Below are 13,435 nucleotides of genomic sequence, written 5' to 3' on the forward strand. Positions count from 1 at the left end.
GGCTCAGATTGGCAAACTGGGCGATAAAACGTTTCCATTCGGCTGCTTGCATGAGGTGCTCCCGTCTGGCTGGTCCACGGCCGTACCGTGAGTTCCCCTATTTGTCGAGGACAGAGCCTTTTTTTTGCCTTACACCACGGCCGGCATCGGCGACTTGTCCTTGTAATCGCACAGGTCGGCAATCATGCAGTTCCAGCATTGGGGCTTGCGCGCCGTGCACGTGTAGCGGCCGTGCAAGATCAGCCAGTGGTGGGCGTCGTGCAGGAATTCCTTGGGAATGAATTTCAGCAACTTTTGCTCGACGATATCGACATTCTTGCCTGGCGCGATGCCCGTGCGGTTCGAGACGCGGAAGATGTGCGTGTCGACGGCCATGGTCGGTTCGCCAAACGCCGTGTTCATGACCACGTTGGCCGTCTTGCGGCCCACGCCAGGCAAGGCTTCCAGCGAGGCGCGGTCGCGCGGCACTTCGCCGCCGTGCTGCTCCAGCAGGATCTGGCAAGTGGCGATGACGTTTTTCGCCTTGGTGCGGAATAGGCCGATGGTGCGGATATAGCTGGCCAGTTCGTCGACGCCCAGGGCCAGTATCTTGGCTGGCGTATTGGCGACCGGATACAGCAGGCGCGTGGCCTTGTTGACGGACACGTCCGTCGCCTGGGCCGACAGCAGCACGGCGATCAGAAGCTCGAACGGTGTCGTGTATTCGAGCTCGGTTTTCGGGGAAGGGTTGGCGGCGCGGAAGCGCGTAAAGATCTCCAGGCGTTTGGCGGCGTTCATGCGTCTTTTTTCGGCGTGTTGGGGGAGGGGGCGTCGGTCTTGGCGGCGGCGCTGGCGGCCGCCTTGGCGCGCGCGCGCTCCATGGCGGCGGCGATGATGGCGCGCTTGCGCTCTTTTTCCGCCAGTTCGTCGGGGGTGGCGGGCACTTCCTGCGTCACTTCCTGCATCTTGGCGACGGCCTTGGCGGCCAGGCGCGCCTCGTTTTCCTCGCTTTCGCGGCGCAGGCGCTGCGTGCGGAAATCGTGGCGCGCGCGTGCCTCGTCGGCATCCGTCTGGCTCCACGCGTCCCAGCCCGTGGCGTCGCCGCTGACGGGATACATGACGATGCAGTCGACGGGGCAGGGCGCCACGCACAGGTCGCAGCCCGTGCACAGGCTGGTGACTACCGTATGCATCTGCTTGGCGGCGCCGACGATGGCGTCGACGGGACAGGCCTGGATGCACAGGGTACAGCCGATACACAGCGATTCATCGATGTAGGCGACAGATCGCGGACGTTCGAGGCCGTTGACGGGATTGAGCGGGATGACTTTTTTTCCCAGCAAGCTGGCCAGGCGCGCGATGCCCTGCGCACCGCCGGGCGGGCACTGGTTGATGTCGGCGTTGCCGGCGGCGATCGCTTCCGCATACGGGCGGCAGCCGTTGTAGCCGCATTTGGTGCATTGCGTTTGCGGCAGCAGGTCTTCAATCTGGTCGGCAAGTGAGGGAGGGGCTGGGTGCGGCACGGTCATCTTCCACGGTAAAACGCCATTATCGGCCATCCGGGCCGCGCACAAGGAAAAACCTGTTTCCCGGGAGGGGATAGCATGGTGTCGCGGCTGGCTGTTGCGGGTGCGCCGCAATCGTATTTTATTTCCCATAAGAATGTCAAAGTGCAAATAAACAACTTTGAAAATTCTTTTTTTTGTGGGAGCATGATTTTTATCAAGAAAGACTTTCAGAAAGCCGACCGCCAGTCCTGTTGTCGCGCCTGCAGGACAAGGCGCGCCGGGCCATAGGAGCAGAGCATGCGTTTCCTCCGGACAGTTAGTTTGCCCTTCTGTTTATCCCTGCTGTCTGCCGTGGCGCACGGCCAGGCCGCATCCGCCATTGCGGCACCGGGCGCGGCAGCGTCGCGCATCGTCCGCTTCGCCGCGGAAGACTGGCCTCCCTTCATTTCCGCCAGCCTGCCTGCCGATGGCATGTCGGGCGCCATGGTCAGCGCCGTCTTCGAGCGCCTCGGCTATGTGGCCCGGTACGAGTATTTTCCCTGGAAGCGGGCCATGCAGTTTGGCCTGTCCAGCCCCCGCTATGCGGGCTTCCTGGCCGTCTGGCGGACGCCCGAGCGGGAACGGCTCTGCCATTTTTCTGTGCCTGTTGGCAATACGCAGGGTGTGCTGGCGTATCTGAAGGAAGATGGCGCGCCGGGAGCGAGCCTGGCCGAACTGGGCAAGCTGCGCATCGGCACCGTGGCCGGTTATTCGAATGGGGAACAGTTCGATGGCATGGTGGCACGCGGCGAGCTGAAGACGGAAGAGGGCTTGAACGACGCGACGAATCTGAAAAAGCTGTTGATCAAGCGCTACCGCGTGATCGTCATCGAGCGCCATGTCCTCCAGCATTTGCTGATGGGACGCAACTTCAGCAAGGCCGAGCGGGAGCGCATCGCCATCGTCGATACCGTGTTCAAGGAGCGTACCGTGCATGTCTGCTTCCAGCGCACCGCGGAAGGTGCCGCGCAGCAAAAGCGTTTCAACGAAGCGGCCCGTGAAATCGATACGGCCAGGCTCGAGCGCGATTACTGGAAGCGCCTGGACCAGAGCCTGGCCACGGCGCCGCCCGGTTCCTGAAGCGCTGCGCCACTGTTGTTTGTTGCCAAAACGAAATATCTAAATACGAAACCATTCGTTCTTGTTTGTTTGTCCATCCTTTAGTCTGCAGCCACTGTGTTGACGACTCTTGAAAGGATGTTTTCGTATGCTGCAACTGATTTACAGGCAAGGCCCGGCACCCCGCCTGCGGCCGCTGGCGCAAGCCGTCGCCGCTGCCGTGCTGGCGCTCGCGCTGCCCGCCCTGGGCCATGCGCAAGCGGCACCGGCGGACGAGGGCGCGCTGGCCGCAGGACCCCTGGACGCGGTCATCGTCACGGGCGCGCGCGGCACGGGACGCACGGTGGCCAACAGCGCCGCGCCCATCGATGTCATCAGCGCGCAGCAATTGCTGGCGACGGGCAAGCTGAACCTGCTCGAGGCGCTGGACACGGCCTTGCCTTCATTCAATCTGCCGGCGCGGGTGCAGCCCGACCTGGGCAGCATCGTGCGCGCCGGCCAGCTGCGCAACCTGGACCCGTCGCATACCCTCGTGCTGGTCAATGGCAAGCGCCGCCATACGACGGCCATCGTCAACGAGGACGGCTTCCCCGGTTCCGTCGCCACCGACCTGGCCCTGATTCCCACGGGCGCCATCGCCCGCGTGGAAATCCTGCGCGACGGCGCCTCGGCCATCTACGGCTCCGACGCGATTGCCGGCGTCGTCAACATCATCCTGAAAGCCGATGACAAGTTCAGCGCCAGCACGCAGCTCGGTTCCACCTACGCAGGCGACGGCACGAACGGCCACGTACGCATCGATGGCGGCACGCGCCTGGGCGAGCACGGCTTTGCCCACTTCGGCGCCGAGTACCAGCGCCAGGGCATTGCCGTGCGCAACTTCGGCTTGAATCCCGGCTACCTGTCCTACCCGGCCGTGCGCAACAGCGATGGCCAGCTGGTCAAGCTGGGCCCGAACAACAGCTTGCCGGCCGGCACTGCGCCGAACCCGGCGGAAGCGACGCGCAACAGCAATCCATGGCGCAACACGGGCGTGCCGCAAAGCACGACCACCTCGCTCAGCGCCAACCTGGGCCATGACGTCTCGCCCGACGTGCAACTGTACGGCTTCGGCACGTACGCCCACCGCGATGCCCGCTCGGCGCAGAATTTCCGCCTGCCCAATACGATTTTCAACAACAACCGTGGCTTGCTGTCCGTGTATCCGGACGGCTTCACGCCGTATGAAACGACGAGTGAAAACGATTTTTCCCTGACGGGGGGCATCAAGGGCGAGACGGCGGGCTGGGCCTGGGACGTGAGCACGACCTACGGCCGTGACGACATCGATGTGGGGGTGGAGAACTCGGCCAATTATTCGCTGCTCTATCCGGGCGGCAAGACCGATTTTGATATCGGCAATCAGCGCTACAGCCGTTCGACGACGAACGCGGATGCGCGCCGCTCCTTGCCGCTGGGGCTGGCCGAGCCGGCCGACCTCAGTGTCGGACTCGAGTATTCGCATGAAACCCAGCAGCGCAGCCCGGGCGAACCCGCGTCCTGGCAGGGCAGCGGCTCGTCGGCGCTGGCGGGCTACCTGCCCGTCGATGCATCCGACACGGCCCGTCACAGCTACGCCGCGTATATCGGCCTGGGCGCGAAACTGACGCCGCAATTGCTGCTCGATACGGCCCTGCGCGCCGAAAAGTATTCCGATTTTGGCAGCAAGACGACGGGACGCCTGTCGGCCCGCTACGACTTCGCGCCGACGGTGGCCGTGCGCGGCACCGTCAGCAACGGCTTTCATGCGCCCAGCCTGGTGACGCAATCGTATGCGAACACGTCCGACCATGCGGGCGTGCCCTACACCCTGGCGCAACCTGATTCGACCGGTGCCCGGGCCCTGGGCGCGCAAGCGCTCAAACCGGAAAAATCGACGAATCTGTCTGCCGGCCTGACCTTCAATCCGACGTCCACTCTGCGCCTGGCCGTTGACGCGTATCAAATCAAGGTCAGCGACCGGCTGGGCGTGTCGTCGAACATCGGCATCGACCGTAGCTCGGGCGTGGCGCTCGACGGCAGCGGCCGGCCCCTGACGGCGGCGCAAGCGACGGTGATCGAAAACCTGCTGCGCTCGGCCGGATTGACGGTGGGCAATGGCCTGGTGGCGCATTATTTTGCCAACGTGGGCGACACGCGCACGCGCGGCCTCGATTTCACGGCGGAAGATGCGCTGCGCGTGGCCGACGGCAAGCTGCGCTGGACGGCGGCGGCGAACATCAACCACACGAGCCTGGTGGGCAAGGCGGACCTTCCCGCCGTGCTGCAAGGCTTGCCGAACATCGGCACCCTGAGCAAGTCGGCCGAGTACGACTTGCTGTACCGCGCGCCGCGCGACAAGGAAATTGTCACCGTGGCGTATGAAAAAGCGGGCTGGACGCTGAACGTGCGCGAGACGCGCTACGGCAAGCTCAAGCGTCTGAATGCCATCACGGGCGGCGACTACCAGCTGAAGGCCGCCTTCGTGACGGACGTGAGCGTGGGCTACGACATCAGCAAGCGCATCAACGTGACGGTGGGCGCCAACAATGTCTTTGACCAGAAGCCGGGCCAGGTGCCGCGCGAAGCGCGCAGCGCGGCGAATCTGGCGCAGTACACGGGCGCGTACGACAACTCCGGGCCACTAGGCGTCCTCGGCGGCTATTACTACGCCCGTGCCACGATTCAATTTTGATCTGGCGACGCTATCTCCCTACCTATCATCAAGTACAGGAAATATTATATGTCTGAGCAAAATCAACACGCGGCCATCGACCTGGAATGGGCCAATCTCCTTTCTCCGCAGCGCCGCACGGTCTTGCGCGGCGGCGGCCTCGTGGCCGCGCTGGCCGCTTCCGGCCTAGCCGGGACGGCCCTGGCGCAGGAGAGCGCCGTCAAGCGGGTGAAGCCGGCCCACGGCAAGAGTCCGTGGGGCGAGCACACGGACACGGCGCCCACGCCACGCCCCGCCAGCGTGCGCCCCGGCGAGGAAACCTTGCCGTCGAAGCCGCGCGCCTACACGGATATCGAGAGTTATCACGCGCACATTTATTTCGATGAAGATAATTATCAGAAGGCGGCGCTGATACGCAAGTGGGCGGCCGAGCGTTTCCAGATCGAACTGGGAGACTGGAATCTGGAGCCCCGCGGTCCGCACGTGACGCCGTCATTCTATTTTGGCTTTACCAATGATCTACTACCCGTCATCGTGCCGTGGCTGCAGTTGAACAGCCTGGGGCTGACGATATTGATCCACCCGAATACGGAGGATCCCCGCGCCGATCACCTGTATTACGCACTGTGGGTGAACCGCTCGCAGCCCGTGAATGGCTATGCGATGAAGAAGCCGGGCCCGGGCGAGCCGAGGGTGGAGCAGATCTTCGTCAATACGCGGCCGACGGTGAAAATCGAAATGTCGCGCGCATGAGCCGGGAATGAAAAAACGCCACGCCAGGGTGAGCCGGCGTGGCGTTCTGGCTGAAGTACGGTTGATCAGCCGTGTTTCTGGATGAATTCGCCGATTTTCGGGCAAATGATTTCGCGCCAGCGGCGGCCGGAGAAGATGCCGTAGTGGCCACATTTCGGCGCCACGAAGTCTTGCTGCATGTCGGCGGGAATGCCGGAACACAAGTCATGTGCCGCCTGCGTCTGGCCGGCACCGGAAATATCGTCCAGTTCGCCTTCGACGGTGAACAGGGCTACATTCGTGATGTCCTGCGGACGCACCAGCTGGCCGCCCACTTTCCATGTGCCCATCGGCAGGCTGAATTCCTGGAATACCGTTTTAATGGTTTCCAGGTAATACTCGGCCGGCATGTCCAGCACGGCGTTGTACTCGTTGTAGAACTGGCGGTGGCCTTCCGCCGGCTCGTCGTCGCCCGTCACCAGGTGCATGTAGAACTCGCGGTGGCTTTGCGCGTGGCGGCCCGGGTTCATGGCGATGAAGCCGGCGTGCTGCAGGAAGCCCGGATAGACCTTGCGGCCAAAGCCCGGGTAGTTCGGCGGCACGGCGTAGATCACGGTGTTTTCAAACCACGAGAATTTCTTTTCCGTCGCCAGGTTGTTCACTTGCGTGGGCGAGCGGCGCGGGTCGATCGGGCCGCCCATCATGGTCATGGTTTTCGGCATGTGCGGGTCTTTGGCCGTCGCCATCAGGGAAATGGCGGCCAGCACGGGCACGGTCGGTTGACAGACAGAAATCACATGCAGGTCGGGTGCCAGCAGGCGGATGAATTCCTGCACATAATAAATATAGTCGTCCAGGTGGAACGGGCCTTCCGTTAGCGGTACCATGCGCGCATCCGTCCAGTCGGTGATGTAGACATCGTGCTCGGCCAGCAAGCCGCGCACGGTATCGCGCAGCAGGGTCGAGTGGTGACCGGACAGGGGGGCAACCAGCAAAACTTTGGGCTGTTGCAAGCCAGTGGCTTCTTTTTTGAAGTGAATCAGGCGGCAAAACGGTTTTGTCACGACAACGTGTTCGAGGATGTCGACGCTCTCGCCTTTGACGAGAACGGATTTGATGTCGAATTGTGGTTTTTCGTAGTCTTTGCCAAGGCGGTACATCAACTCGTAGCCGGCTGCGATGCGTTGTGAAAACGGGGTGTGGGCCAGTGGAGAAACCGGGTTGGTAAATAACTTGGAGGACATGTCTGCCCATTGCATCACTGGAGTGAGGAAGGAGCGTTGCAGTTCGTGCAGTTGGTAAAGCATATAGAGTCCTTGTTTAATTCCAAGCGCCAATATCGGCTCAAATATCATAATCCAATTCTACGATGTTTGTTGAGGACAAAATGTGCTTTACCGCGCATAGATCCACAGTTTGCGCAACAGTGTGGATACACGCCACAGTGGCGTAGACAGACCGGCAAACATGCCTTAAAAGTAAAAAAGCAGCGTTTCCGCTGCTTTTTTCGTGTTTCATCGACCCTAGGGCCGGGTCGTAGACCGGGGCGTGCCCCGGGCATGCGGCCTGGCCGGGTCAGCCAGGCGTTTAGCGCACCAGCATGTCGAGCTTGTCCTTGACGTCCTTGTATTGCTCGGCTTCCGGCAGGGCCGCTTTCGTCTTGGTGATCGATGGCCAGTTACGGGCCAGATCGACGTTGATCTTGATGAAGGCTTGCTGGTTGCCCGGCACGTCTTCTTCCGCGAAAATCGCGTTCACCGGGCACTCTGCCACGCAGACTGCGCAGTCAATACATTCGTCCGGATCGATTGCCAGGAAGTTCGGGCCTTCCCGGAAACAATCTACCGGGCAGACATCGACGCAGTCGGTATAGCGACAGGCGATGCAGGATTCGGTGACAACGTGGGTCATAACAGTCCTATCAATTTGGGGGGAGGTGCTGTAGCGCCTGCAGGAACGGCGGCGGCGCATACTAAAGCAAAGCATTGTATTTTAAGGCAATTCGCTATTTCTCACAAATCCCGCTTATATACAATACATATAAGCAAATTCATTTTTTGGCGGCGCCCGTGCTGCCCGGAGCGGGCCGTTCGGCGACTATCCGGGACGTTGCCATGGAGAACGCGGCAAGAACGCAACACTCGCCTGCCGCGGGCTGGCGCAGCAATGGGGCGGCAGGGCCTTGCCGTGTGGTGTTTTTGCTTTATTCAAATCAAGACCAGCCCTGAAAATCAGGCGCTGGCGCGGATTTGTGCCACCAGTTGTTGCCAACGCGCGTTTTCAGCGCTGCCATCCTCGGCAAAGGTGATGGTGCGGCGCGTGGTGGGGGCGTCGACCGTGATGCGCCATTGGGGGATGTCGGCACCCACTTGCCCGCCCATGGCATGGTTTTCCGTGAAAAAGCCGCTGCTGGCGAGGGCCGCTTCCAGGCGGGGACCGGCCGGATGGGTTCGCGTATCGATTTCATAATGTTCGCTCAGGCCGGCAAAGCCGCCGCTGCTGTGCGCTGAAATTTTCATGGTGCTCCCTGCTGTGGATGGTGTCGTGGCCGCCGCAGCCGGACCGGCCGCGCCCTGGTGCGGGACGCGGCCCGTGTTGCGCGGCGGTACTCGCCCTAATGGGGGCCGTAACTGCGGCACCAGGCCGCCAGCGCTGCGCGCTCCGCCTCGAGCAACTGATCCGATTCGCTGTATTCCGCGTGGTTCATGGTACCGCAGCAGGCACGCCTGTCCTGCACGGCGCCGTCTTCGTCGACGACGGCGGCGGCAAACGCGATCTGGTCCGCCGTCGTCATGGCCGTGGCCTTGAGGACTTCGCGCACGGTAAAGCTGTTGCGGATGAAGTCCAGGTAGGCGGTATTGCCGTCGGCCTGGGCGATCCTCAGCATCTGGCCGGCGACGTCGGCATAGGTGGCTGCCTGGTCGGGCGCGGCCACGAGGGAGCGCAGGACGAGGCTGCGCAGGTAGTCGCCGCAGCGGTGCAGCACGGCCGCGTCATCTTCCAGCTGGGGGCGGCGCTCGTGGGCGAAGATGTCGGCCAGGATGTCGTAGATGGCCCCCGTAAAGACTTGCGAGATGGCATGCACTTCCGTGCCCGCCTCGGACAGCTTGATGTCGTTGTCGGCATTGCGCAAGCCATTGGGGCGGCCCAGGGCCAGGCCGAACTGCTCGGCCAGGTCGGACAGGAAGGTCTTGTCGTGCAGGTCGGACTTCGTTTGGGCGATGACGGCCTCCACCTGGTCCAGCTGCGACAGCGCGAGGAAAATGGCCGTCAAGTCGCCAAACGATTCATGCAAGCCGCCCGTCTGCGGCGGATTGTTGCTGAGCAGCCAACTCGGCTTCAAGCCATCAAGCACGGCATGCCCGGTTTCGTGCGAGACGATGTCGAGCGAGCGGCAGGTGTAGACGCGCTCGCTGGCGCCGTTGGGGATGAAGTCGCCGAACTTGAGGGCCTTGTCGCTGCGGCTGTAATAGGCATTCATGACATTGGGCAAGCCGTGCGGAAAGACGCTCAGGGGCGTCGTGTTGCTGGCGCTATTCCATTGCCAGGGCAGGGGCGGTGCCGTGTCGTTGGTGGCCAGCGCGCGCTGGTACATGGTGAGCGTCATGCGCACGACGGCAAAGCAGTGCACGGCATCGAACTGATCCGTATTGGGCGAGACGATGAAGTCGCCGAAGGCATTCGGGCTCACCTGGGCGATGCCCGGTTCGCCAAACGTGATGCGCGCGTCGCGCGGGCCTTGCAGGATCAGCCCGGGCAGGAAGGCCTTGCGCGTGCCCAGTTCGGTGACGGACGGGTCCTGCTTCCAGATCAGCACGCGTGAACCGACAGGCACGGCTTCGAGCTTGCGGGTGACGGCGTCGAGCAGGCGGGGTGGCCCCGGCTGCAAGGTCAGCTGCGCATTCTTGCGGTGCTGCCGGTACGGCGCCGAGGGGGTGGGAACATAGCCGACTGGCAAGGATATGCCATTGGTCAGCACGGCTTCGACTGGCACGATGACTTTCTGGTCCATGGTAGCTCTCCAAGTACGCGCAACTGGAACTGAAATAGTCGGCCTGCTTCGCTACCTCCGGTTTGATCTTGCGCAAACGACGCGCGGGAAGATGCGCGGTTTTCTGCCCATCCCCCGTCAGCAGCCGTCCTGCCTGCCGCAGGGCGGCTGGTATGATGCTGACCGTATTGCCCCCGTTTTTAATAAAAGGATCGTTTGATGGCGGATATAAATATAGTTCAGCAACATAAGCTGACAGCGGTAAAGGCGCGTGAAGCGGCGCAGCAAGTGGCCGACAAGCTGGCCCAGGAATATGACCTGGCCTGCGCCTGGGATGGCGACGTGCTGCGTTTCGAGCGCAGCGGCGTCGATGGTTCGCTGACCCTTGAAAAAGAGCAGGCGCAACTGCAAATCAAGCTGGGATTCCTGCTCAGCGCCTTCGCCCCGACGATCGAAGGCAAGATCGCGGAAAAGATGCGCAAGGTGTTTACCGAGCCGGCGTAAGGTTCCCCCTGCGGCTTGCCGGCCACCCCGTTTTGGTGGTAGGGATGGCGCCGCAGCGGCAGGCGAAAAGACGCTGGAAACAGGTGTCTTTTCGCCGCCATATCCCCTTGTTTGGGCGCCGACTGTGCGCCAACGCACATTGCTAGCACATTTCTATTTGGAAAGCCATTGGACTTTTGTGTCTTTTTGCGTTATACTTGAGTCATATTTACAACAGCTACACCGCGTTTCACCTTCTGCTTCGCAGTACTCCCACTCGCTGAGTGGTGAATAATTCTTTGGGTTTTACACCCGCATCCGGTTAAAAAAGTAGGTTGATCGTTTTTTCGGTCAAATACATTTGGTGCCATGTATTTGCATGGCGCTAGCGTTGTTAAAAGTCCTGAACCACAGCCTCTTTTAGCACGCACACGGCACCCCGGCACCGGCTTTGGCCATCCGCTGGTCACATGCGTGTCACCCCCTGTTTCCTGTCGCTCCCGTGCGCTGTTCGCGCCGTGGCGTAGCCGACGCAACAGGGTTTGCTGATTCCCGCCGCAAGCTCGCAGCTTGCTGGGTTTCATTCCATTCGTCCAATCGAGGGAGAACCACATCGTGGCAAAACAAATCATTATCGACCATGTGTTCAAAGTGTTCGGCGACAAGCCAGAAGAAGCACTTGAGCTCGTCCATCAAGGCGCCAGCAAGCAGGATATCCTGGCCAAGACCGACTGCACCATCGGCGTCTTCGACGCCACCTTTACCATTGAAGCAGGCGAAATCTTCGTCATCATGGGCTTGTCCGGTTCCGGCAAGTCGACGCTGGTGCGCATGCTGAACCGCCTGATCGAGCCGACGGCCGGCCGCATCCTGATCGACGGCAACGACATCAATACCTTGCCGGACGCCCAGCTGCGCGCCCTGCGCCGCAAGGACATCAGCATGGTGTTCCAGTCCTTCGCGCTGCTGCCGCAAATTACCGTGCTCGACAACACAGCTTTCGGCATGGAACTGGCCGGCATGCCGAAAGCCGAGCGCCATGCGCTGGCCCAGCAGGCGCTGGAGCAGGTGGGCCTGGACGGCTACGGCGCCAGCTATCCCGACGAATTGTCGGGCGGCATGCAGCAGCGCGTGGGCCTGGCCCGTGCGCTGGCGTGCGACCCGTCGATTCTGCTGATGGATGAGGCGTTTTCCGCGCTCGATCCGATTATCCGCACGGAAATGCAATCGGAACTGCTGCGCTTGCAGCAGATCAAGCGCCGCACCATCGTCTTCATTTCACATGACCTTGACGAAGCCATGCGCATCGGCGACCGCGTCGCCATCATGAAAGACGGCCACGTGGTCCAGGTGGGTACGCCGGAAGAAATCCTGCGTAAACCGGCCAACGATTACGTGCGCAACTTCGTGCGCGGCGTCGATGCGGCGGCCGTCTTCAAGGCCAGCGACATCGCCCGCAAGAGCCAGATCGTCGTGTCGGAGTCGCCCAGCCGCGGCTCGCGCGCCGCGCTGTCGATGCTGGAAGAGCAGGATCGCGCGTATGCCTACGTCGTCAATCCGCAGCGCAAGTTCCTCGGCGTCGTCTCGGCAGATTCGCTGCGCAATGCACTCGACGGCCATGTGGGACCGCTGGGCCTGGCGCATGCCTACCTGCCCGACGTGCAGACCATCAATGCAGAGGAGCCCGTGGCCGGCCTGTTCGGCCAGGTGGCGCAGCTGCCTTACGCCGTCCCCGTGGTGGCCAATGACGGCAGCTTCCGCGGCGCCATCAGCAAGACGACCTTGCTGAAGTTCCTCGACCGCGATACGCCAGCCATTGCCGAGCCACAACAACAGAAAGGACAAGCATGAACCCAAGCAACGTTTCCACAGTAGAACCTGTTGTTGAACAGGCCGCCCAGATCAACCCGTGGGCGCTGACGCCGCCGGGCGACACTTCCTGGCTGGACGCGGCCGGACCTGCCGTGCAGCCGGAACACGCCGCGTCCGGTTTTCACCTGACGCAGATTTTCGACGGCTCGCTGCCGCTGGAAAGCTGGATCAACCAGGGCCTGGCCTGGGTCGTGACGCATTTCCGCCCCTTCTTCCAGGCCGTGCGCGCGCCCATCGACAGCGTGCTGTCCGGCGTGGAAGGCGTGCTGCTGGCAGCGCCGTCGCTGACGGTGATCGCCATCATCGGCTTGCTGGCCTGGCAATTTACCAGCCGCACCCTGGCCATCGGCACCGTGCTGGCGCTGCTGGTGGTGTCCATGCTGGGCATCTGGCCCGAAGCCATGACCACCCTGTCGCTGGTGCTGACGTCGCTGGCCTTCTGTCTGGCCATCGGCTTGCCGTTGGGTATTTTCCTTGCCAGCAGCGACCGCGCGCAGAATATCCTGCGCCCCCTGCTGGACGCCATGCAGACGACGCCCGCCTTCGTCTACCTGGTGCCGGTGGTGATGCTGTTTGGTATCGGTAATGCGCCGGGCGTGATCGTGACGATCATCTTTGCCCTGCCGCCTCTGGTACGTCTGACCAACCTGGGTATCCGCCAGGTGCGTCCCGACCTGATCGAAGCGGCCCGCGCGTATGGCGCCTCGCCGTGGCAGTTGCTGACCCGCGTGCAGTTCCCGCTGGCCATGCCGTCCATCATGGCCGGCATCAACCAGTCGCTGATGCTGTCGCTGTCGATGGTGGTGATCGCCTCGATGATCGCCGTCGGCGGCCTGGGCCAGATGGTCTTGCGCGGCATCGGCCGCCTGGACATGGGCCTGGCCACCGTGGGCGGCCTGGGCATCGTGCTGCTGGCCATCACCCTGGACCGTTTGACGCAAGCCATGGGCCAGCCGCGCCGCGGCGTGCGCCACTGGTACCAGACGGGTCCTGTCGGATGCGTGTTGCGCCTGGTGCGCGGCAATACGGAAAAAAATAATGCGCAACAGCAAGCTACGCTGGCCAGCGCACAATAAGAAA

The 13,435-nt window shown here is 62.2% G+C and carries 12 protein-coding genes; 6 read left to right on the top strand and 6 right to left on the bottom strand.

From position 1 onward, the window contains the following. Positions 1-129 precede the first annotated feature (129 nt). Complete coding sequence (gene nth, locus EBS11_RS20235; protein WP_219133028.1) at positions 130-777, bottom strand: endonuclease III; 648 nt, start codon at positions 775-777, stop codon at positions 130-132. After that, positions 774-1,508, bottom strand: a complete 735-nt coding sequence (rsxB, locus tag EBS11_RS20240; protein WP_290605745.1) for an electron transport complex subunit RsxB — start codon at positions 1,506-1,508, stop codon at positions 774-776. Before rsxB ends, nth begins: the two co-directional genes overlap by 4 nt. Before the next feature lie 276 nt (positions 1,509-1,784). On the opposite strand from rsxB, the gene EBS11_RS20245 reads away from it, so the two are divergent. The 3 genes from EBS11_RS20245 to EBS11_RS20255 all read left to right on the top strand — a co-directional run bounded on the left by EBS11_RS20245 (position 1,785) and on the right by EBS11_RS20255 (position 6,030). Continuing rightward, complete coding sequence (locus EBS11_RS20245) at positions 1,785-2,606, top strand: transporter substrate-binding domain-containing protein (protein WP_290605747.1); 822 nt, start codon at positions 1,785-1,787, stop codon at positions 2,604-2,606. A 127-nt stretch (positions 2,607-2,733) separates the two neighbouring features. Next, positions 2,734-5,298 carry a TonB-dependent receptor gene (locus tag EBS11_RS20250; RefSeq protein WP_290605749.1) on the top strand — a complete coding sequence of 855 codons (2,565 nt, stop codon included), beginning with the start codon at positions 2,734-2,736 and terminating at the stop codon, positions 5,296-5,298. A 48-nt stretch (positions 5,299-5,346) separates the two neighbouring features. Further along, entirely contained in the window at positions 5,347-6,030 is a 684-nt protein-coding gene (locus tag EBS11_RS20255) for a DOPA 4,5-dioxygenase family protein (RefSeq protein ID WP_290605751.1), read from the top strand. 65 nt (positions 6,031-6,095) lie between these two features. Here the strand turns inward: EBS11_RS20255 and phaZ are convergent, their stop codons facing one another. The 4 genes from phaZ to EBS11_RS20275 form a co-directional block, all read right to left on the bottom strand. Continuing rightward, complete coding sequence (gene phaZ, locus EBS11_RS20260; protein WP_290605753.1) at positions 6,096-7,316, bottom strand: polyhydroxyalkanoate depolymerase; 1,221 nt, start codon at positions 7,314-7,316, stop codon at positions 6,096-6,098. Positions 7,317-7,596: 280 nt separating this feature from the next. After that, positions 7,597-7,920, bottom strand: coding sequence for a ferredoxin FdxA (gene fdxA, locus EBS11_RS20265; RefSeq protein WP_290605755.1), 324 nt, complete (start codon positions 7,918-7,920; stop codon positions 7,597-7,599). Positions 7,921-8,240: 320 nt separating this feature from the next. Beyond that, entirely contained in the window at positions 8,241-8,528 is a 288-nt protein-coding gene (locus EBS11_RS20270; RefSeq protein WP_290605757.1) for a protealysin inhibitor emfourin, read from the bottom strand. A 95-nt stretch (positions 8,529-8,623) separates the two neighbouring features. Further along, positions 8,624-10,021 (bottom strand): hypothetical protein, encoded by a 1,398-nt coding sequence (locus EBS11_RS20275; RefSeq protein WP_290605758.1) that lies wholly within the window; start codon positions 10,019-10,021, stop codon positions 8,624-8,626. Between the two features lie 198 nt (positions 10,022-10,219). On the opposite strand from EBS11_RS20275, the gene EBS11_RS20280 reads away from it, so the two are divergent. From EBS11_RS20280 to proW, 3 genes are all read left to right on the top strand, one after another. After that, complete coding sequence (locus EBS11_RS20280; RefSeq protein WP_290605759.1) at positions 10,220-10,504, top strand: polyhydroxyalkanoic acid system family protein; 285 nt, start codon at positions 10,220-10,222, stop codon at positions 10,502-10,504. 594 nt (positions 10,505-11,098) lie between these two features. Beyond that, entirely contained in the window at positions 11,099-12,334 is a 1,236-nt protein-coding gene (gene proV, locus EBS11_RS20285) for a glycine betaine/L-proline ABC transporter ATP-binding protein ProV (protein ID WP_290605760.1), read from the top strand. Then, positions 12,331-13,431, top strand: coding sequence for a glycine betaine/L-proline ABC transporter permease ProW (gene proW, locus EBS11_RS20290; protein ID WP_290605762.1), 1,101 nt, complete (start codon positions 12,331-12,333; stop codon positions 13,429-13,431). The genes proV and proW overlap by 4 nt, the downstream gene beginning before the upstream one ends. Positions 13,432-13,435 lie beyond the last annotated feature (4 nt).

Source organism: Janthinobacterium sp. (assembly GCF_009923995.1).
GTDB lineage: Bacteria > Pseudomonadota > Gammaproteobacteria > Burkholderiales > Burkholderiaceae_D > Janthinobacterium.